Source organism: Rothia sp. BD8 (assembly GCF_044878465.1).
Taxonomy (GTDB): domain Bacteria; phylum Actinomycetota; class Actinomycetes; order Actinomycetales; family Micrococcaceae; genus Rothia; species Rothia kristinae.
The window spans coordinates 25,327-44,450 of record NZ_JANJES010000002.1 but is presented as its reverse complement, the minus strand read 5'-3'; the positions used below and the strand labels follow the sequence as shown (position 1 = coordinate 44,450).

The following is a 19,124-nucleotide window of genomic DNA, read 5'->3' as shown; positions in this document are numbered from 1 at the left end:
GATCAGCGGCGTCGGCGCGGGCGCAGGGACCAGGCCAGGTACCCGCCGATCATCCCGGCGGAGCCGGCCCCCGCCCCGACCAGCGCCGGATACCAGGACTTGAACCGGCCCGGGTCCGAGGCGACGATGTGCGCAGACCCGTTGATCACCGCCGCCAGCACGGCTCCGGCCACGACCCGGGTGCCCAGCTTCTCGACCTTGCCCATGAGCTCCTCCAGCTCATCGGCGCGCAGGTGCACGTCGAAGCCGCCGCTCTCCAGCACCCCCAGGACCCGGCGCACGGACTCCGGGGCGTCCATGCCCAACGAGAAGGCCTCCTTGGCGGCCTCCCGGGCCCGGCGCAGGAGCATCTCCGGGCTGAGCCGGGAGCGGACGTACTGCTGCGCATAGGGCGTCAGGACGGCCACGATGTCGAAGCCCGGTCCAGGGTGGTGCCCAGCGCCTCGGCGGTGGCGATCATCTTCACCAGCATCGCCGCCTCCGGGGGCAGGACCAGGTGGTGTCGATGCAGCATCCGCAGCACATCCGTGAGCAGCTGGGCCAGGTTCAGCTCCTGCAGGCTGCGCCCGGTGTACCCGGAGATGATCCGCTGCATGTCCGGTTCCAGGTCCGCGGCCCGGACCTCCTGCTCGGGGCGGGCCGTCAGGCGCACCGTCGCCCGCGCGGCCTGGCGCGCATTGCCCGTGGTGATCCCGACCAGCAGCGGGACCAGGCGATCCCGGAACCGCTCCGAGAGCTCCCCGACCATCCCGAAGTCGATGACGGTGATCGACCCGTCCGGCTGCACGAACAGATTGCCGGGGTGCGGGTCGGCGTGGAACAGGCCCAGCTGGAAGACCATGCGGCACAGGGCCTGCGTGGCCGTGACCGCGAGCAGGTGCCGGTCCACCCCGGCGGCATCCAGCGCGGGGATGTCGCTGATCTTCAGTCCCCGCACCCGATCCTGGGTGAGCAGCGCGCAGCTGCTTGCCTCCCAGTGGATGCGGGGGATGCGGATCCAGGGGTCCTCGGCGAAGAACTCCGCGAAGCGATCGCAGTGCTCGCCTTCGATCGTGTAGTCCAGCTCCTCCTCGATGCGCTGAGCGAACTGCCGGGTCAGCTCCACGACGTCGTAGCCGCGGGCGATCCCGACATAGCGGGAGAGCATCTTGGACAGCTCGGCGAGGATGTCCAGGTCCTGGTGCACGCCCGCGAGCACCCCTGGGCGCCGGATCTTCACGACGACGTCGCGCCCGTCCAGCACGGCGGCGTGGACCTGGCCGATGGAGCCGGTGGCCAGCGGCTGCGGATCGATGCTCTCGAAGGAGGCCAGCAGCTGCTCCTCCGGTTGCCCGTCGAACTGCCCGATCAGACGCTGGAAGGAGACCGGCGGGGAGGAGTCCTGCAGCCGGGCCAGCTCCCGCGTGTAATCCTCCGGCAGCAGATCCTGCCGGGTGGAGGCGAGCTGGCCGAGCTTGACGAAGGTGGGGCCCAGCTCCTCCAGCGCCAGGCGCAGATGCTCGGCCTGGGTGTGCCGATGCTGCGGATCCAGCTGCCGCACCTTCCGCAGGGGAGCGGCCCACGGGGCGGAGAGCACCCCGCCCAGCAGAGACCCCAGGCCGTGCTTGATCAGGACTTCGCCGATCTGCAGGAAGCGGTCGGTGCGGGTGCGGGCGCGCTCCAGCATCAGGCGCCCTCGGTCTCCCGGGTCGCACGACGGGAGGCGCGCTGCGGGGCCCAGTCATAGCCCTCGCCGGGGGAGTCCGCCGCCGGAGCATCCGCCGAGGCGTCCGGAGCGGGATCCTGGGTCTGCGGGGCCGACGCCGTCGGGGCGGGAGCCGTCTCCTCGATCGGGGCTGGGTCCTGGTCCAGGGCCGGATGCCGGATGGGCACCGGCTGCTCGGCGACGTCCAGGCGGGCCAGGTACAGCCCGCAGAAGGCCAGGGAGCCGCCCAGCAGCAGTCCCAGGATGCCCAGGACCGGGCGGACGAACAGCAGGACCACCCCGGCCAGCAGCACCAGCGCCCCCAGCACCCCGATGAGCCAGCCGATCCGCTGATTCGGGCCCCGCTGGGCGCGCGGCGCGCGGGAGGCCCGCGGGGCGGAGGCGCTGCCCGCGCGCCGTCGGGCGGGGCGACGCTGCGCCTCCCGCCGCGGGGCGCGCTGGGAGGACGGGGCCGGGTCCTCGGGCGCGGGAGCGGCGGGGCGACGGGATTCCGGGTGCTTCTCGGCGTGGCTGGGCCGGTAGGCGTCCTCCAGATCGTAGTGCTCCTGCTCCGGGACCAGCGGGGGCAGGCCGTGGGGCAGCTGCTCGAACCAGGCAGGTGTCAGGTCCTCGGCGCGAGCGGTCTGCACCGACAGCGACAGCTCGAAGGCGTTGCCGCGGATCGTGCCCCAGGCCGCGGTGAGCTTGTCCCGCTCGAAGGCGTAGCGCACCACCGGGGCCAGCTGCTCGGACATCTGCGTGGACAGGCGCCCGACCACCCGCCGGTCGTGCAGCACGTCCACGGAGTCCGTCTCGGTGCCGTCGGGTTGCCGGTGCCGATCCGCCTCCAGGGTCAGGATCACCCGGCCTTCCCCGGAGACCGGGAGGATCGAGTGCAGGTACTCGGCGTGGTCCTTCTCGTCCAGCACCTTCAGGGTGGGGCCCTGGGGCAGCAGGGCCGCCCGGGACGGGCAGGCGTTGAGGGGGAACAGCTGATCCGGCCGGGCGATGGACAGCACCGCCCGGGATTCCAGGCGCACCTGGCCCGCCTTCCCGCGCATCGTGGCCCACACCCGCACCGGGACCACGGGGTCGTGCCCGGAGACCACGACGCGGGCGATCGCGGGCAGGTAGCGGCGGGAGTCCTCGGCGGACATCCGCGCGATCTTCAGCCCGTCCACCCACACCGCGATGGAGCCGGGGGCGTGCGGATTGTCCGGTTCCGGGACCAGGTGGGCCAGCCCGTCGTGGTGCTGCTCCCGGTCGAAGCGCAGATTGTCCATGAGCCGGAGGATCTCGGTGTCGTAGTAGTCGTCCGTGATCACTTCCAGGGATCCGCGATCATTGAGTGCGTACTGCGTCACGCCAGTTCTCCTTCATGCCCGTTGGATGCCGCACGTGGAGGGGACCAGCGCGCGGCGGCCCCTCCAGAATCTCACACCCCGGCGCAGGCTGCGCGCACCCGGCGCACCCGCAGCGCGTCCTCCCGGTGCTCGATGACCAGCCGACGCAGCGCCCGGGGGGCCTGCTCATGTTCCTCGAGCCAGGCCCCGGCTCGCTGCGGGGAGTCCTCGACGGCGTCGAGGTCCGGGAACAGCCCTCCCACGATCCGGGAGGCCATGCCGATGGAGTGCTCGGCCCACACCGACTCCAGCGCGGCGAAGTAGCGATCGGCGTAGGCCGCGCGCAGCCGCGCCGGACCGTCGGCGATGCCTGCGGCCGCGGCGGAGAGCTCGTCATTGGACAGACGCCCGGAGAAGATCCGCGCCCACGCCCACTGCTTGGCCGCGGCATCCGGCACCGCTGCCCTGGCCCGGTTCCAGCCCACCTCGGCGTGCCGGTTGCGCCGGGCATCCAGGGCGACGTCCAGGTCCTCCGCTGTGAGACGACCGGACACGGCCAGGGCGAGCCGGGCGCTCCAGGCCAACTCGTCGGTCAGCTCCAGCCCGCCCCAGCGGGCCGCACCAGGATCCTCAGACCAGGCGGCGTGCACCTGCTCGGCCACCGGCAGCGCCTCCTCGGTGGTGCGGGCCAGGATCAGGACGTGGCGCAGCAGGATGCGCTGCGCGTCGGATTCGGGGGCCGCTGCCTCCAGGGCGATGAGGAAAGCCTCGGCGGCCCGGGAACGCAGCTGCGGGCGCTGGGCGGGGGCGCAGAGCTCCTCGATGGCCTCGTGCACGTGCCGGGCCGTCGTCTCCAACAGGGTCGCGCTGTTCTCCGCGCGCACCCCGGCCAGAGCGTAGCCGAGGTAGGAGGACGGGGTCAGCTGCGCGTCGCGGACCATGGTCCACAGGGCGGAGCCGAGCACGGCCCGATCCAGCGGGGCCTCCAGGGTGTGTCCGGCTCGCAGCGAGGTGTCCAGCTGGTCCGGGGCCACCCGGGTGACGGCGTAGGTCAGGTCCTCCCGGTTCAGCAGCAGCAGACCCCGCGGATCCGCGGCGGCGAGGGCGCCCGGAAGCTCCAGGTCCAGGCCCTCGGGGCCCGCGGGCACCTCCAGGGCCCGGTCCTCGCGCAGGCGCAGGGTGCCGTCGATCTCGTCGAAGACGCCCGCGTGCAGCGTGTGGGCCCGGCCGAGCTCGGGGGAGACGCCCTCGGGCAGCTCCTGGATGAGGCGGGAGCCGTCCTGGCGCAGCACCGAGACCCCGGAGGTCTGCAGCCACTGCCGCGCCCAGGCCGCGAGGTCCCGCCCGCAGGACTCCTCCAGGGCCGCCAGGAAATCCTCCAGGCGCGCGGTCCCCCAGGCGTGGCGGCGGAAGTAGACCCGGGCGGCACCGATGAACCGCTCGAAGCCCACGTGGGCCACCAGCTGCTTGAGCACCGAGGCGCCCTTGGCGTAGGTGATGCCGTCGAAGTTCTGCTTGGCCGCCTCCACATCGGGGATGTCCGCGACGATCGGGTGGGTCGTGGAGTAGGCGTCCTGGCGATAGGCCCAGGCCTTGCGTCCGTGGGCGAAGCTGACCCAGGCCTGGTCGAAGCCGCCGGCGCGCTCAGCCCCCAGGGCGCCCATGAACTCCGCGAAGGACTCCTTCAGCCACAGGCCGGACCACCAGCTCATGGTGACCAGGTCCCCGAACCACATGTGCGACATCTCGTGCATGATGACGTTGGCCCGCGCCTCGCGCTGGGCCTCGGTGGCCCCGCCCGGGTGCAGGTAGTTCTCGGTGAAGGTCACCAGCCCCGGATTCTCCATCGCGCCCAGGTTGTACTCCGGGACGAAGGCCTGGTCGTACTGCGGGAAGGGGTAGGCCAGGTCGAACAGGTCCTGGAAGAAGTCCAGACCGGCCCCGACCAGCTCGAACAGCTCCCGAGCCGGCAGATGCGCGGCCAGCGCCTGCCGGCAGTACAGGGTCATCGGCTTCGGCTCGACGCCGTCCACCGCGGTCTCCGCGCTGGGCTGGTACATCGAGCTGACCGCGTGGTACTGCCCGGCCAGCAGCGTCGTGATGTAGGTGGAGATCCGCTGCGTCGGGGCGAAGATCCGCTTGCTCACGCTCTCATCCACCGGATCCTGCTCCTCCCGCTCCACCGGGGTGTTGGAGGCGACGACCCAGTCCCTGGGGGCGGTCACGGCGAAGCGGAAGGAGGCCTTCAGGTCCGGCTGCTCGAAGGTCGGGAAGACCCGGCGGCAGTCGGCCGGCTCGTACTGGGTGTACAGATAGGTGCGCCCGTCCTCCGGGTCCAGGAAGCGGTGCAGGCCCTCCCCGGAGCGGGAGTACAGGGAGAAGCCGTGCACGACGAGCTCGTTGCTGCGCTCCAGACCCGTCAGGGTGATCCGCGAGCCGACCACCGCGGTCCGGGGGTCCAGGCGGCGGCCGTTGAGGGTGATCGCCTCGACCGAATGGTGCAGATACTCGATGAACGTGGTCTGAGCCGCCGGATCCTCGGCGAGCACCTCGAAGCGGACCGCCGCGCGCACCGGGTAGGCCAGGCGCTCGGGGTCCACGGCGTGGGTCAGGTCCACATGGACGTCATAGCTGTCGACGCGCAGCAGCGCCGAGCGGTCGCGGGCTTCCTCAGCCGTCAGGTTGTCGTTTCGCACCCCTTCATCAAAACACACGTGAGATGCACCATGTCGGCATGGCCGCACCCGGGTCCCGTGGGGGGGGGAGGGACCCGGGTGCGGCGCATCGGCGAGCGCGACTCGGCGGGGGGGGTGGCTCAGCGGCGTCGGGCGGTCTTCCCGGCGCCGGCCTGACGGGCCCGCAGCGTCTTCTCCTCCACCGGAGCCTCGGAGCTGGCCCGCAGATCGCGGTAGTAGGCGCGGGCCTCCTCCTGGCGCTCGGCCTCGATCCCGGAGGAGATCTCCGCGCGCAGGTGCTCCTGCTCGTAGCCGAAGGCGGCCACCAGATCCAGGGTGTAGGGCTCGATCCGGTCGATCAGGCGCAGGATGTAGGACTCCACGGTGCGGGCCCGCTGGGTGGAGAGCAGGCCGTGGGAGAGGTACCAGCCCAGGTTCTTCTCGATCAGGGTCATCCCGAACAGGTCCCGCAGCCAGGTCAGCACCTCGGCGTTGACGCCCTCGGCCTCCTGCACCGCCCGGTGCAGCGCCTCCCACTGCAGCAGCTCGGCGTGCGAGCGGGCGGCCTCGATCAGACGCACCTGCTGGGAGTTGAACACCTCGGCGGCGTCGGCCTTGGACATCTTCCGGGCCGGGCGCAGCTCATCGGCGATCCGGCCGATCAGGTTGTCCACCCGGGCCCGCATCAGCTGCGCCTGGGCCACCGGATCCTTCAGCGCGTTCGCGGACTTCCGGGCGTCGGCGGTGTCCTGGACCGCCTGGGCCACCCGGCGCAGACCGGAGCGGTTCAGGGCGAGGTCCTCGGCGCGGGAGGAGACGTACTTGGTGATCGAGCCGAAGTCGGCGCCGGCGAACTCCTTGGAGTAGTCCCCGAGCAGCCGCTTGCCGACCAGCTGCAGCAGGATGTGGTTGTCCCCCTCGAAGGTCGCGTACACGTCCAGATCCTGGTACAGCCCGGTGAAGCGGTTCTTGGTGATGAATCCGGATCCGCCGCAGGCCTCGCGGCAGGTCTGCAGGGTGTTCAGCGCGTGCCAGGTGGAGATCGGCTTCAGCCCCGCCGCGAGGGTCTCCAGCTCGGCCCGGGACTCCGGGGTGTCGTTGTCCCCGCTGAACACGTCGTGGAAGGCCTCCAGCAGGTCGTGATGGGCGAAGGAGGCGGCGTAGGTCTGGGCCAGCAGCGGCAGCAGCCGACGCCGATGCAGCTGGTGGCTCATCAGGGTCGCCTCCTCCCCGGCGCCGTCGTCGAACTGGCGGCGCTGGTAGGCGTAGGTCAGCGCGATGGACAGTCCCACCTGGGCCGCCTTGGTCGAGGCCCCGTCCAGGGAGACCCGGCCCTGCACGAGGGTGCCCAGCATCGTGAAGAACCGGCGGCCGGGGGATTCGATGGGGGAGGTGTAGGTGCCGTCCTCGGCGACGTCGCCGTAGCGGTTGAGCAGGTTCTCCCGGGGGATGCGCACGTGGTCGAAGGCCAGCTGGCCGTTGTCGATGCCGTTCAGGCCGCCCTTCATGCCGTCGTCGGCGGACTGCACCCCGGGCAGCAGGTTCAGCTGCGCATCGCGGATCGGCACGAAGAAGCAGTGCACCCCGTGGTTCACGCCCCGGGTGATCAACTGCGCGAAGACCGTGGCGGCCTGACCGTGCACCGCGGCGTTGCCCAGGTACTCCTTCCAGGCGGCCTTGAACGGGGTGTTGATCACGAACTCCTGCGTGTCCGGATCGTAGGTGGCGGTCGTGCCGATCGCGGCCACATCCGAGCCGTGCCCGATCTCGGTCATCGCGAAGGCCCCGGGAATCTCCAGGGACATGATCCCCGGCAGCCACTTGCGGTGGTGCTCCTCGGTGCCCAGCTGGTGCACGGCGGCGCCGAACAGGCCCCACTGCACGCCGGCCTTGATCTGCAGGGACGGGTCGGCCGCGACCAGCTCCTCGAAGCCGGCGATGTTGCCGCCGGGGTTCTCTCCGCCGCCGACGTAGGCGGGGTAGGCCCGGTGCACGGACTGGTTCTGCACGAGGATGCCCAGCTGCTCGAAGACGCGCTGGCGCTGATCGTGGTAGGTCAGCTCGGGCTGCTTCCACAGCGCCGGGTCCTTGATCAGCTTCCGGGTGTCCTCCCGCTCCGCCCGCCAGCGGCCCATCAGCTGCGCGTAGAGGGCGTCGGTGTCCAGGGTGCGGGCGTGGTCCGGGCGGGGAGAACGACGGCGCTCGGGGACCTCGCGGTTGGTGGCGGCATCGTCGGCGGGGGTCGGCTCGGGTGCGGTGCGGGGGTGCTCGGTGAGGGTCATGTCTGCGGTACTCCTTCGTGTCAGACGGGGTCGGATTCCGCTGGATGCGGAGGGGAGTTGGGGGGGGATCAGCCGGTGGGTGCGGGCATCGGGGACAGCACCCAGGCGCTCAGCTGCCGGACCAGCAGGTCGCGGTCGGGGGCGGTGCCTGCGGCCACCTCTCCGGCCCACTGCTCGGCCGCGGCGTGCACCAGGCCGACGACGGAGCGGGCCCAGTAGTGCAGCAGGTGAGCGGCCTGGTCGGGGTCGGGCAGCCGGGCGGCGAGGGCCTGATCGGGGACCGGGCCCAGCGCCTCCAGCAGCAGCCGCGAGACGTGGTCGGCGAACAGCCCCAGGCTCGCGGTCGGTCGCTGGGCCTCGGAGGGTCGGGACCAGCCCAGGCCCGCCTGGGAGGTGACGAAGGCGTGCAGTGCGGGGGAGCGCTGCACGAGGACCAGGTAGACCTCGATCATCCGGGCGACGACGGCGCGCGGCGGGGCGCTGTCCTGCGGATCGCGCCGGACCGCTTCGGCGATGCGGGCCTCCAGGTGCGCCAGCAGGGATTCGCCGAGGGCCTGGCCCAGCCCGTTCTTGTCCCGGAAGTACCGGTAGAAGACGGACTTGGAGGTCCCGGCGTACTGCGCGATCTCCTCCATGGAGGCCTCGGCGCCGATCTCGTGGATGGCTCGTCGGGCCTTGCCCAGCAGCTCCTCGCGGCGGGCGACCCGGTGCGCCTCCCAGCGGGTGCTGCGGCCGTCGCGGGTGCGGTAGGGGCCGTGACCTGCGGGGCGGTGGGCTGCGGTGTTCACGATACGCAGAGTATCAGGTACTCTGTCCTGTGTCAGTCCAGTCACATCTGCCGGCGCGCGGGACCCACCCGCACGCCCCGACGATCCGGAGGATCCCTTGTCAGCAGCAGAAGCTTTCGTCCTCGGCGGCAACCGCATCCCCTTCGCCCGCTCCCACGGCGCCTACGCCGACGTGCCCAACCAGGAGATGCTCACCGCCGCCATCGACGGGCTGGTCGCCCGCTGCGGGCTGGCCGGGGAGCGGGTCGGGGAGGTGGCCGCCGGCGCCGTCCTGAAGCACGCCCGCGACTTCAACCTCACCCGCGAGGCCGTGCTCGGCTCCGCGCTGGATCCCGCGACCCCCGCCTTCGACGTCCAGATGGCCTGCGCCACCGGGGTGGAGACCGTGTGGAACCTGACCAACAAGATCCGGCTGGGCCAGCTGGACTCCGGCATCGCCGGCGGCGTGGACACCGCCTCGGACGCCCCGATCGCCGTATCCGAGAAGCTGCGCCGCGCCCTGCTGGCCCTGGGACGGGCCAAGACCGTCAAGCAGCGCCTGGCCGCCGTCGCCGCCCTGCGCCCCGCCGACATCAAGCCCGAGGCTCCCGGGACCGGCGAGCCGCGCACCGGCCTGTCCATGGGGGAGCACCAGGCCATCACCACCGCCGGCTGGGGCATCACCCGCGAGGCCCAGGACGAGCTGGCCATGAACAGCCACCGCAACCTCGCCGCCGCCTACGACCGCGGCTTCTTCGACGATCTGCTCACCGGCTTCCACGGTCTGGCCCGGGACAACAACCTGCGCCCGGACTCCTCGATGGAGGCCCTGGCCAAGCTCAAGCCCGTCTTCGGCCGCTCCCTGCCGGAGGAGGCCACCATGACCGCCGGCAACTCCACCCCGCTGACCGACGGCGCCTCCGCGGTGCTGCTGGGCAGCCGGGAGTGGGCCGAGGCCCACGGGCTGGCCCCGCTGGCGAAGGTCGTGGACACGCAGGCCGCCGCCGTGGACTTCGTCTCCGGCGCGGAGGGCCTGCTGATGGCCCCCGTCTACGGCGTGCCCCAGCTGCTGGAGCGGCAGGGCCTGAGCCTGCAGGACTTCGACTTCTACGAGATCCACGAGGCCTTCGCCGGGACCGTGCTCTCCGCCCTGGCCGCCTGGGAGGACGACGAGTTCTGCCGCACCCGCCTGGGCCGGGACGGAGCCCTCGGCGCGATCGACCGCGCCAAGCTCAACGTCAACGGCTCCTCCCTGGCCGCCGGGCACCCCTTCGCGGCCACCGGCGGACGCATCATCGCCTCCCTGGCCAAGCAGCTGCACGAGAGCGCCGAGCAGACCGGCAAGCCCCAGCGCGGCCTGGTCTCCGTGTGCGCCGCCGGCGGCCTCGGCGTGGCCATGATCCTCGAATCCGCCTGATCCGCACCCCGGGGGCCGGCCCGGCGCCCCTCCCGGCGCCGGGCCCGGTTCCCATCATCCCCGGCCCCGCCCATCGTCCGCGGCCCCCGTCAGGGCCGCACCACCCACGCCCCAGGAGGCGACGAGAGACCATGAAGGACTCCTACACCCAGCTGGTCAACTCCCCGATCGGCAAGAAGCTGGCCGAAGCCCTCGGCCTGCCCCGACCCACCACCCTGCGCCGCGACGAACCCGTCGCGCCGCTGCTGGCCGACCCCCGCGTTCTGGTCGTCGGCGGCCCCGCGGCGGATCCGCTGGCCCGACGGCTGCTGGCCTGGGACCTCGAGGTGCACCGGCACCCCAGCCCCGGCACCACCTACGGCGCGATCATCGCCGACTTCACGGCCGCGACCGACCCCGGCCAGCTGCAGGAGATCGCCCTGGGCGTCGGTGCGGCGCTGCGCAGCCTGGGCTCCTCCGGGCGCATCGTGGTGCTGGGACGCACCGGCAGCACCGAGGACGACCCCGAGCTGGTCGCCGCCCAGGCCGGCGTCGTCGGCTTCATGCGCTCCCTCGCCCACGAGTCCCGCCGCGGCGCCACCTGCAATGCGCTGCTGCTGGACGGGGACTTCGGCCTCGACGCCCCGGCGCTGGAGGGCCCGCTGCGCTTCCTGCTCTCGGCCCGCTCCGCCTACGTCTCCGGTCAGCCGCTGGTGGTCGCCGCCGCCGATGGCCCGGGCGCCCCGGACCCCGAGCGCCCGCTGGAAGGCAAGGTCGCCGTCGTCACCGGCGCCGCCCGCGGCATCGGCGCGGCCATCGTGCGCCGCCTGCACGCCGACGGCGCCCGCCTGCTGCTCGTGGACGTGCCAGCGGCCGGGGAGGCCCTGACGAAGGTGGCCAACGAGGTCTCCGGCCAGGCCCTGCAGCTGGACATCACCGCCGAGGACGCCGGCCGACGCATCGCCGAGACCGCTCAGCGCGCCTTCGGGACCCTCGACGTCGTGATCCACAACGCCGGCATCACCCGCGACAAGATGCTGGCCAACATGGACGCCGCCCGCTGGGGCTCCGTGCTGGCCGTGAACCTCTCCTCCCAGCTGCGGATGAACCGCCAGCTGCTGGAATCCGGGGCGCTCGGGCAGCACCCGCGCATCGTGTGCCTGGCCTCCACCAGCGGCATCGCGGGGAACAAGGGCCAGACCAACTACGCCGCCTCCAAAGCCGGGATCATCGGCATGGTCGCGGCCGAAGCCGAAGACCTCGCCGAGACCGGAGGGACCATCAACGCGGTGGCCCCCGGATTCATCGAGACGGAGATGACCCGGGCCATGCCGACCGTGACCCGCGAGGTCGCCCGCCGCCTGAACTCCCTGTCCCAGGGCGGGCGCCCGGAGGACGTGGCCCAGGCCGTGGCCTTCCTCGCCTCCGACGCCGCGGCGGGGGTCAACGGACAGACCCTGCGCGTGTGCGGGCAGTCCATGGTGGGGGCATGATCCGCGCGATGCCCAGGATCTCCCTGCCCACGCCCTTCTCCTCCTCCCGATCCACCGGCTCGGCCGGGCCCGCCGGACCCCTGGGAACCCTGGGCTCGGTCGTGCGCCACGAGGCCTCGGGCGCCCTGCGCTCGCGCCTGCCCGGGCGGGGCCGCACCCGCCCGGACGCCCTGCCCGACCCCCAGGCGATCACCCCCGTGCGCCAGCGGGTGCAGGCCGACGCCGAGCGGGCGGCGGCCTTCGCCCGCTGCGTGGGGGCCGCACAGGCCGAGCACGTGCACGCGGGATTCCTGCACACGCTGACCTTCCCCGTCTCCATGCGGGTGCTCACCGCCAAGGCCTTCCCGCTGCCGGTGCTCGGCCTGATCCACCTGGAGAACACCGCGACGGTGCACCACCCGGTGGGCGCCGACGAGCAGCTCACGGTCCGCTCCCGGATCCGGGAGTTCGGGCGTCACCGGCGCGGCATCACCGTCACCGTGCTCGCCGAGATCTGGGACGAGTCCGGACGGCTGGTCTTCTCGGACGAATCCCTGTACCTGTCCAAGACGGCCGCAGGCGACGACGGCGCCCCGACGGCGAAGACCGACCGGCCGGATCCGCGGGAGGGGGCCCGGCTGATCGGGCGCTGGCGCCTGCCGGGCGACATCGGGCGCCGCTACGCCGCGGTGAGCGGCGACGCCAACCCGATCCACCTCAGCGCGGTGAGCGCCAAGGCCTTCGGGATGAAGTCCTCCCTGGCCCACGGGATGTACTGCGCCTCGCGGGCCCTGGGGCTGCTGGTCTCCGATCCCGGCGCGGCCGGGACCTGGCGGGTGGCCTTCGGATCCCCGGTCTTCCTGCCGGCCGCCGTGGACCTGTGGAAGGTATGCGATCCCGAGCCCGACGGGCAGACGGCCGTGCGCGGCATCGGGCGCGGGGCCCGGCAGCACTTCGAGGTCTCCTTCGGCCGTCCGTCCTGAGGCGGCCCCCGCCCCCGCCCCGCGGCTCCGCGGGGGGGGGGCGGGGCTGGCGATGCGGAAGTTGCACAGCGTCGAGCCAGCAGGTAAGTTTCTACTCGTTGTCCGGCGCCCCCAGGGGACGTCAGACGGCACTCGCGCGGGTGGCGGAATAGGCAGACGCGCTAGCTTGAGGTGCTAGTCCTCGTATTAGAGGGTGGGGGTTCAAGTCCCCCCTCGCGCACGCGAGTCATCACAAGGCCCCGGAACGGATCCAGGTTCCGGGGCCTTCGCCGTACTCGGCGGGGTGCGGTCGCGTCTGTGCGGGTTCGTGTGGGGTGCCGCGGCAACATCCACGTCATAAACCCACAGAAACCCACAGAAACCCTCACTCAGGTGGCATCATGGTGCGTGGTATCGGCCCGTCGACGAAGAAAGCGGCCGAACGTCGCAGGAAAGGGAACACCATGACCGTCACCCAGGATCGTCCGTCCACCAAGCTCGGCATCGTCGGAGCGGGCGGCGTCGGCTCCGCCATGGCCTACGCCTCCGTGATCCAGAACGTCGCCCGCGAGGTCGTCCTCTACGACATCGCCGCCCAGAAGGCCGAGGCCGAGGCCCTGGACATCGCCCACGGCTCGCTGTTCGCCTCCAACGTCCGGATCACCGGCGGGGGAGACCCGGAGCTGCTTAAGGGCTGCGACATGATCATCATCACCGCCGGCGCCCCCCAGAAGCCCGGGCAGACCCGCCTGGAGCTGGCCGGGACCAACGTCAAGATCCTCGAGTCCATGATGCCGACGCTGCTGGAGCAGGCCCCGGACGCCGTCTACATGCTCGTGACCAACCCCTGCGACGTCCTCACCGTCGTCGCCCAGCGGATCTCCGGGCTGGGCGCCCACCAGGTCTTCTCCTCCGGCACCGTGCTGGACTCCTCCCGGCTGCGCTGGCTGATCGGCAACGCCGCCGGGGTCTCCAGCGACTCGGTGCACGCCATGATCGTCGGCGAGCACGGGGACTCGGAGTTCCCGCTGTGGTCCTCCGCCACGATCGGGCAGGTCCCCGTGGACCAGTGGACCGGGGATGACGGCTCCGCCCTGTTCACCGACGAGGTCAAGGACACCCTGGGCCACGACGTCATGCGCGCGGCCTACAAGGTCATCGAGGGCAAGGGCGCGACCAACTACGCGATCGGCCTGTCCGGGGCCCGCATCGCCAAGGCCGTGCTGCAGGGTCAGGACGCCGTGCTGCCGGTGTCCACCGTGCTGGAGGGCTACCAGGGCATCGACGGGGTGGCCCTGTCCGTGCCCTGCGTCGTCGGCTTCGGCGGCGTCCGGCGCGTGCTGGAGGTGCCGATGGACGAGGCCGAGACCAAGAAGCTGCAGGCCTCCGCGCAGACCCTGCGCGAGTCCCTGTCCAGCCTCGGGTACTGACAGCCGAAACCCCCAGCGAGAGGCCGATCCGGCTGCTCGCCGACGCCGCGTCGCCGCCGTCCGCTTCCGGGTCACCGGGGACGGCGGCGACGCCGCGTCCGCCCACAGCGTGCCCGTGTTCCCCTGACCGCCGAAAGGGGCTAGTTTGGAGACCATGACGACAGATCCCCGCACCGCGCTGACCCAGCTGACCGAAGCCCTGGAAGAGCACCTGAACGCGGTCGCCTCCCGCCGCGGGGACCAGGACCCGGCCGTGGATGCCGCCTATCTCGGCATCGCCGACGCCTTCGAGGTCTACGAGGACGCCCTCTACGTCACCTACGACGAGGTGACGCCCCTGGAGGTCTTCGTCGAGGACGATGATGAGGACGAAGAAGACGACGACGAGGACTTCGACGAGGAGGACCTCGAGGACGACGATGACGAGGACCCGGAGGGCGAGCTCGACTGAGCCCCTCGGGTGATCTGCGCCCCACCCGCCCCGGCGGATGGCGGCCATGCTGCGGCCCCGCCGCGCAGACGGTGTCTGCGCGGCGGGGCCGTTTCGGTAGAGTCAGCATCCGTGGCATGGTTACAAGCACTCATCCTCGGCCTGGTGCAGGGCCTGACGGAATTCCTCCCGATCTCCTCCTCGGGGCACATCAGCATCGTCGGGCAGCTGCTGCCCCATGACTCGGACCCCGGGGCCGCGTTCACCGCGATCACCCAGCTGGGCACCGAGACGGCCGTGCTGATCTTCTTCTGGCGCGACATCGTCCGGATCATCACCCGGTGGTTCGGATCCCTGCGCGGCACCGTCCCCCGCTCCGACCCCGACGCTCGGATGGGCTGGTACGTGATCCTGGGCTCCCTGCCCATCGGCATCCTCGGGCTGCTGCTGCAGGACTACATCGACACCGAGTTCCGCAGCCTGTGGATCACGGCGACCATGCTCGTCGTCTTCGGCGTGTTCCTGGGGCTGGCGGACCGGGTCGGCCGGGAGCAGCTGCGCCTGAGCGACCTGAACCTGCGCGATGGCGTGCTCTACGGCTTCGCGCAGGCCCTGGCCCTGATCCCGGGGGTCTCCCGCTCCGGCGGGACCATCACCGCCGGCCTGCTCATGGGGTACACCCGCCAGGCCGCGGCCCGCTACTCCTTCCTCCTCGCGATCCCCGCGGTGTTCCTGTCCGGCCTGTACAAATTCGCCAAGTCCATCGGCGACGGCTTCGACGCCTACTACACGGCGGGCCCGACCCTGCTGGCCACCGTGGTCGCCTTCGGCGTCGGCTACGTCATGATCGGCTGGTTCCTGAAGTACGTCAGCTCCCACAGCTACACGCTGTTCGTGTGGTACCGGATCGGCCTCGGCGCGCTGGTCTTCGTGCTGCTGGGCACCGGCGTGCTCGTGCCCTGATCCCCGCCGCATCCCCCGCATCCGCACCGGGATCCGACGCCGCGGCGTCGGATCCCACCCGACGAAAGGCGCCCGCCATGAAGTCCTGGACCGCGACCCCCTGGACCCCGCTGCCCGGTCACGCGCCGGCCCCCACCCTGTACGACACCCGCCTCGCCCGGACCGAGGCCCTCCCGGAGGCCCCGACCGCGGGCCTGTACGTGTGCGGCATCACCCCCTACGATGCGACCCACATGGGACACGCCGCGACCTACGTGGCCTTCGACCTCCTGCACCGCGCCCTGCGCGACGCCGGGCAGGAAGTCACCTACGTGCAGAACGTCACCGACGTGGACGACCCGCTGCTGGAGCGGGCCGAAGCCACCGGGGTGGACTGGCGGGAGCTGGCCGCCGAGCAGACCGAGCTGTTCCGCACGGACATGCGCGCCCTGAACGTGCTGCCGCCGGCCCACTACATCGGCGCGACCGAAGCCGTGGAGTGGATCGTGCCGTGGGTCGAGACGATGCTGCAGCGGGGCACCGCCTACCGCGTGCCCGGCGGCCCCGACGAGCACGGGGTCCCCCAGCCGGACGGGGACGTGTACTTCGACGTGCGCGCCGCCGCGGACACCGAGCACGATCCCGCCCGGTGGTTCCTCGGGCGGGTCAGCGGATACACCGAGGAGCAGATGCGCCCGCTGTTCGCCGAGCGCGGCGGGGATCCGCAGCGCCCGGGCAAGCGCGACCCCTTCGACCCCCTGCTGTGGCGGGTCCACCGCGACGGCGAGCCGTCCTGGGACGGCGCCGCCCTGGGGCGGGGCCGCCCCGGCTGGCACATCGAGTGCACCGTGATCGCCGACCGCTTCCTGGGCATGCCCTACACCGTGCAGGGCGGCGGCTCCGACCTGCGCTTCCCCCACCACGAGATGGGCGCCGGGCACGCCTTCGCCGTGACCGGGCAGGAGATGGCCCTGCGCTACGCCCACACCGGGATGGTGGGGCTGGACGGGGAGAAGATGTCCAAGTCCCGGGGCAACCTGGTGCTGGTCTCCACCCTGCGCCAGCGCGGGGAGGACCCGCGGGCCATCCGCCTGGCCATCCTCGCCCACCACTACCGGGAGGACTGGTTCTGGACCGACGAGCTGCTGGAGCGCTCCCGCGAGCGCCTGCGCACCTGGCGCCAGGCTCTGCAGGCGGCCCGCGAGGCCGAACTGACCGGCCCTCGGGAGGGCGAGGCCGAAGCCGACGAGTCGCCGGCGCGTCGGCTGCTGCGCCAGGTGCGGGAGCGGCTCGGCGATGACCTCGACGCTCCCGGGGCGCTGCGCGCGGTGGACGCCTGGGCGGATCAGGCCCTGCGCGGCGAGGGCGCGGGCCAGGCCGGTCTGGTCCGGGACCTGATCGCCGCCCGCCTCGGCGTCGCCCTCTGAGCGCCGTGGCACCGCAGCGGGGAGCCGAACGCGGGGTGCGGACTCCCGTGGTGCGGGTCTCCGGCTCGTGGTTCCTGCTGACCGGGCTGATCGTCGTCGGCTACGGCGGCTACCTGCACCAGCGCCTGCCGTGGCTCGGCGCCCGGGCCTATCTGGCGGCCCTGGCCTTCGCCGTGCTGCTGGGCCTGTCCGTGCTGGTCCACGAGCTCGCCCACGCCGGGGCCGCCCGGGCCTTCGGCTGGCAGGTGCGGGAGATCCGGCTGACCCTGATGGGCGGGCACACGGCCTTCGACGCCGCGCGGGAGGCCCCCGGGCGCTCCGCCCTGGTCAGCCTCGCCGGGCCCGCCGCGAACCTCGTGCTGGCCCTGCTGGGGGCGATCCTGCTGGGGAGTCTGGACCCCGGCGGCCTGCCGCGGCTGGTCGTGGAGCTGGTCACGACCGCCAACCTGCTGGTCGGGGCCTTCAATCTCCTGCCCGGTCTGCCGCTGGACGGCGGGCACGCCGTCGCCGCCCTGATCTGGCGGATCAGCGGATCCCGCCGGGCCGGGGTGCGCACCGCGGCGGTCCTCGGCGGGCTCGTGGCCGCGGCCCTGGTGCTGCGCCTGCTCCTGCCCGGACGGGCGGCGGGGGTGACGGAGCTGGTCATCACGTTCCTGCTCGCGGTCTTCCTCCTCGACGGGGCCCGCCGGGCCGTGCTGGCCCAGCGCACCCGCGACCGGCTCGCCCCGCTGCGCGCGGGGGACCTGGCCCGTCCGCTGCGCGTGCTGGATCCCCGGGACCCCGTCTCCCGGGCCCTGCGGCTGCAGGAGGGCGTGCCGCCGGACGGCGCGCCCGCCCCGGTCCTGGTGGTCGCCGCGGGTCCCGAGGCCCTGGGCGTGGCCGACGCCCAGGCCCTGGGTCGCGTGGCCGAGGCGGGTGCGGTCTCGACGCCGGTCGAGGCGGTGCTGCGCCGCGCGCCGTTCGGCCCTGCCGTCGCCGCCGACCTGGCGGGGGAGGAGCTGGTGCGCACCGCCCAGGCGCTGCCCGGCGGGTGGTGGCCGGTCACGGGGCTGCCCGCTCCCGCGATCCTGGCCGAGGAGGACGTGCGCCGGGCCGTGACCGGGGCCCTGGCCGCCGGCTCCCGCTCCCGCGGCGCATGAGATACTGGCAGCTGCCCGGAGCTCGTGCTCCGGGGAGAGCTGACCCCGACCAGGAGCAGGTGCCCCGCCCATGACCCCCAGCCCCGAGAATCCCACGCACCCGGCCGACGCTGCGGACGAGGCGCGGAAGGGCCCGGCTGCCCCCGCCGAGCCGGTGGGGGCGGCGCGCCGCCGCGGCCCGCTGCGCCCGGGGGAGCGGGTGCAGCTCACCGACGAGCGGGGCAGGATGAGCACCATCACCCTGGTCGAGGATGGGCAGTTCCACACCCACCGCGGCGTGCTGCACCACGAGCAGCTGATCGGGCGGCCCGAGGGCATCGTCGTGGAGAACTCCGCGGGCTTCCGGTACCAGGCGCTGCGTCCGCTGCTGAAGGACTTCGTGCTGTCCATGCCGCGCGGGGCCGCGGTGGTCTACCCCAAGGACGCCGGGCAGATCATCACCATGGCGGACATCTTCCCCGGGGCCCGGGTCATCGAGGCCGGGGTCGGCTCCGGGGCCCTGAGCATCTCGCTGCTGCGCGCGGTCGGGGAGGCCGGGCACCTGCGCTCCTTCGAGCGGCGCGAGGAGTTCGCCGAGATCGCCCGAGGCAACGTTGAGACGATGTTCGGCGGGCCCCACCCGGCCTGGGAGCTGACTCTCGGGGACCTCGCCGAGGCCCTCGGGGAGCACGAGCAGCCCGGGACCGTGGATCGGGCCGTGTTGGACATGCTGGCCCCCTGGGAGTGCCTGGACGCCGTCGCCACGGCCCTGGCCCCGGGCGGGGTGCTGATCTGCTACGTCGCGACCGTCACCCAGCTCTCGCGCACCGCGGAGGCGATGCGCGCCGATGGCCGCTTCACCGAGCCGGAGTCCTTCGAGACCATGGTCCGGGGCTGGCATGTGGAGGGGCTGGCGGTGCGCCCGGACCACCGGATGGTCGCGCACACCGGCTTCCTCATCAGCGCCCGGCGCCTGGCCGACGGCGAGCAGCGCCTGGCTCCGAAGCGGCGGGCCTCCAAGACCGACTACACCGCGGAGGACCTGGAGGCCTGGACCCCGCAGGCCCTGGGGGAGCGGGCGGTCTCGGACCGGAAGCTGCGTCGGGCCGCCCGCGATGCCCGCTCCCTGGCCCGCCACGCCGCCGGAGAGGCGGACGAGGACTAGCCGCATCCCGGCGCAACGGATTCGGCCCGGT

Annotated in this window: 15 protein-coding genes and 1 tRNA gene; 10 read left to right on the top strand and 6 right to left on the bottom strand. The window is 72.7% G+C overall.

Features of this window, described 5'->3' with window-relative positions:
• Positions 1-2: 2 nt before the first annotated feature.
• From NQ707_RS01785 to NQ707_RS01760, 6 genes are all read right to left on the bottom strand, one after another.
• Complete coding sequence (locus tag NQ707_RS01785; RefSeq protein WP_404434449.1) at positions 3-407, bottom strand: hypothetical protein; 405 nt, start codon at positions 405-407, stop codon at positions 3-5.
• The gene (locus tag NQ707_RS01780) at positions 395-1,666 is read right to left on the bottom strand and encodes an ABC1 kinase family protein (protein ID WP_404434447.1); all 1,272 of its coding nucleotides are present in this window, start codon (positions 1,664-1,666) and stop codon (positions 395-397) included. The genes NQ707_RS01785 and NQ707_RS01780 overlap by 13 nt, the downstream gene beginning before the upstream one ends.
• Entirely contained in the window at positions 1,666-3,048 is a 1,383-nt protein-coding gene (locus NQ707_RS01775) for a hypothetical protein (protein WP_058731784.1), read from the bottom strand. The genes NQ707_RS01780 and NQ707_RS01775 overlap by 1 nt, the downstream gene beginning before the upstream one ends.
• Positions 3,049-3,119: 71 nt before the next feature.
• Entirely contained in the window at positions 3,120-5,723 is a 2,604-nt protein-coding gene (gene pepN, locus NQ707_RS01770; protein WP_404434444.1) for an aminopeptidase N, read from the bottom strand.
• Positions 5,724-5,842: 119 nt separating this feature from the next.
• A complete protein-coding gene (locus NQ707_RS01765; protein WP_404434441.1) occupies positions 5,843-7,984 on the bottom strand; it encodes an acyl-CoA dehydrogenase in 2,142 nt (713 codons plus the stop codon).
• A 68-nt stretch (positions 7,985-8,052) separates the two neighbouring features.
• Positions 8,053-8,772, bottom strand: coding sequence for a TetR/AcrR family transcriptional regulator (locus tag NQ707_RS01760; protein WP_279751873.1), 720 nt, complete (start codon positions 8,770-8,772; stop codon positions 8,053-8,055).
• Between the two features lie 97 nt (positions 8,773-8,869).
• Between NQ707_RS01760 and NQ707_RS01755 the strand changes: the two genes are divergently transcribed.
• The 10 genes from NQ707_RS01755 (at position 8,870) to NQ707_RS01710 (ending at position 19,093) form a co-directional block, all read left to right on the top strand.
• Complete coding sequence (locus NQ707_RS01755; protein WP_129357498.1) at positions 8,870-10,168, top strand: acetyl-CoA C-acetyltransferase; 1,299 nt, start codon at positions 8,870-8,872, stop codon at positions 10,166-10,168.
• 131 nt (positions 10,169-10,299) lie between these two features.
• Entirely contained in the window at positions 10,300-11,640 is a 1,341-nt protein-coding gene (locus NQ707_RS01750) for a 3-oxoacyl-ACP reductase (protein ID WP_404434437.1), read from the top strand.
• A gap of 8 nt (positions 11,641-11,648) precedes the next feature.
• Positions 11,649-12,602 (top strand): MaoC/PaaZ C-terminal domain-containing protein, encoded by a 954-nt coding sequence (locus tag NQ707_RS01745; RefSeq protein ID WP_404434431.1) that lies wholly within the window; start codon positions 11,649-11,651, stop codon positions 12,600-12,602.
• A 134-nt stretch (positions 12,603-12,736) separates the two neighbouring features.
• Positions 12,737-12,822: transfer RNA gene (locus NQ707_RS01740), tRNA-Leu, on the top strand.
• Positions 12,823-13,045: 223 nt separating this feature from the next.
• Positions 13,046-14,011 carry an L-lactate dehydrogenase gene (locus NQ707_RS01735; protein ID WP_058731590.1) on the top strand — a complete coding sequence of 322 codons (966 nt, stop codon included), beginning with the start codon at positions 13,046-13,048 and terminating at the stop codon, positions 14,009-14,011.
• A 154-nt stretch (positions 14,012-14,165) separates the two neighbouring features.
• Entirely contained in the window at positions 14,166-14,462 is a 297-nt protein-coding gene (locus NQ707_RS01730; protein ID WP_058731591.1) for a hypothetical protein, read from the top strand.
• Between the two features lie 111 nt (positions 14,463-14,573).
• On the top strand, positions 14,574-15,404 hold the full coding sequence (locus NQ707_RS01725) for an undecaprenyl-diphosphate phosphatase (RefSeq protein ID WP_058731592.1): 831 nt from the start codon (positions 14,574-14,576) through the stop codon (positions 15,402-15,404).
• A 77-nt stretch (positions 15,405-15,481) separates the two neighbouring features.
• Complete coding sequence (gene mshC, locus NQ707_RS01720) at positions 15,482-16,810, top strand: cysteine--1-D-myo-inosityl 2-amino-2-deoxy-alpha-D-glucopyranoside ligase (RefSeq protein ID WP_058731725.1); 1,329 nt, start codon at positions 15,482-15,484, stop codon at positions 16,808-16,810.
• Positions 16,811-16,815: 5 nt separating this feature from the next.
• Positions 16,816-17,949 carry a site-2 protease family protein gene (locus NQ707_RS01715; RefSeq protein ID WP_404434425.1) on the top strand — a complete coding sequence of 378 codons (1,134 nt, stop codon included), beginning with the start codon at positions 16,816-16,818 and terminating at the stop codon, positions 17,947-17,949.
• A gap of 70 nt (positions 17,950-18,019) precedes the next feature.
• Positions 18,020-19,093 (top strand): tRNA (adenine-N1)-methyltransferase, encoded by a 1,074-nt coding sequence (locus NQ707_RS01710; protein WP_081046162.1) that lies wholly within the window; start codon positions 18,020-18,022, stop codon positions 19,091-19,093.
• Positions 19,094-19,124: the final 31 nt, after the last annotated feature.

What these genes read in the sequence shown, in the direction of transcription:
- NQ707_RS01780 (WP_404434447.1), bottom strand. Translation starts at nt 1,666, where the DNA reads ATGCTGGAGCGCGCCCGCACCCGCACCGACCGCTTCCTGCAGATCGGC.
- NQ707_RS01765 (WP_404434441.1), bottom strand. Translation starts at nt 7,984, where the DNA reads ATGACCCTCACCGAGCACCCCCGCACCGCACCCGAGCCGACCCCCGCC.
- NQ707_RS01750 (WP_404434437.1), top strand. Translation starts at nt 10,300, where the DNA reads ATGAAGGACTCCTACACCCAGCTGGTCAACTCCCCGATCGGCAAGAAG.
- NQ707_RS01745 (WP_404434431.1), top strand. Translation starts at nt 11,649, where the DNA reads ATGCCCAGGATCTCCCTGCCCACGCCCTTCTCCTCCTCCCGATCCACC.
- NQ707_RS01735 (WP_058731590.1), top strand. Translation starts at nt 13,046, where the DNA reads ATGACCGTCACCCAGGATCGTCCGTCCACCAAGCTCGGCATCGTCGGA.
- NQ707_RS01730 (WP_058731591.1), top strand. Translation starts at nt 14,166, where the DNA reads ATGACGACAGATCCCCGCACCGCGCTGACCCAGCTGACCGAAGCCCTG.
- mshC (WP_058731725.1), top strand. Translation starts at nt 15,482, where the DNA reads ATGAAGTCCTGGACCGCGACCCCCTGGACCCCGCTGCCCGGTCACGCG.
- NQ707_RS01710 (WP_081046162.1), top strand. Translation starts at nt 18,020, where the DNA reads ATGACCCCCAGCCCCGAGAATCCCACGCACCCGGCCGACGCTGCGGAC.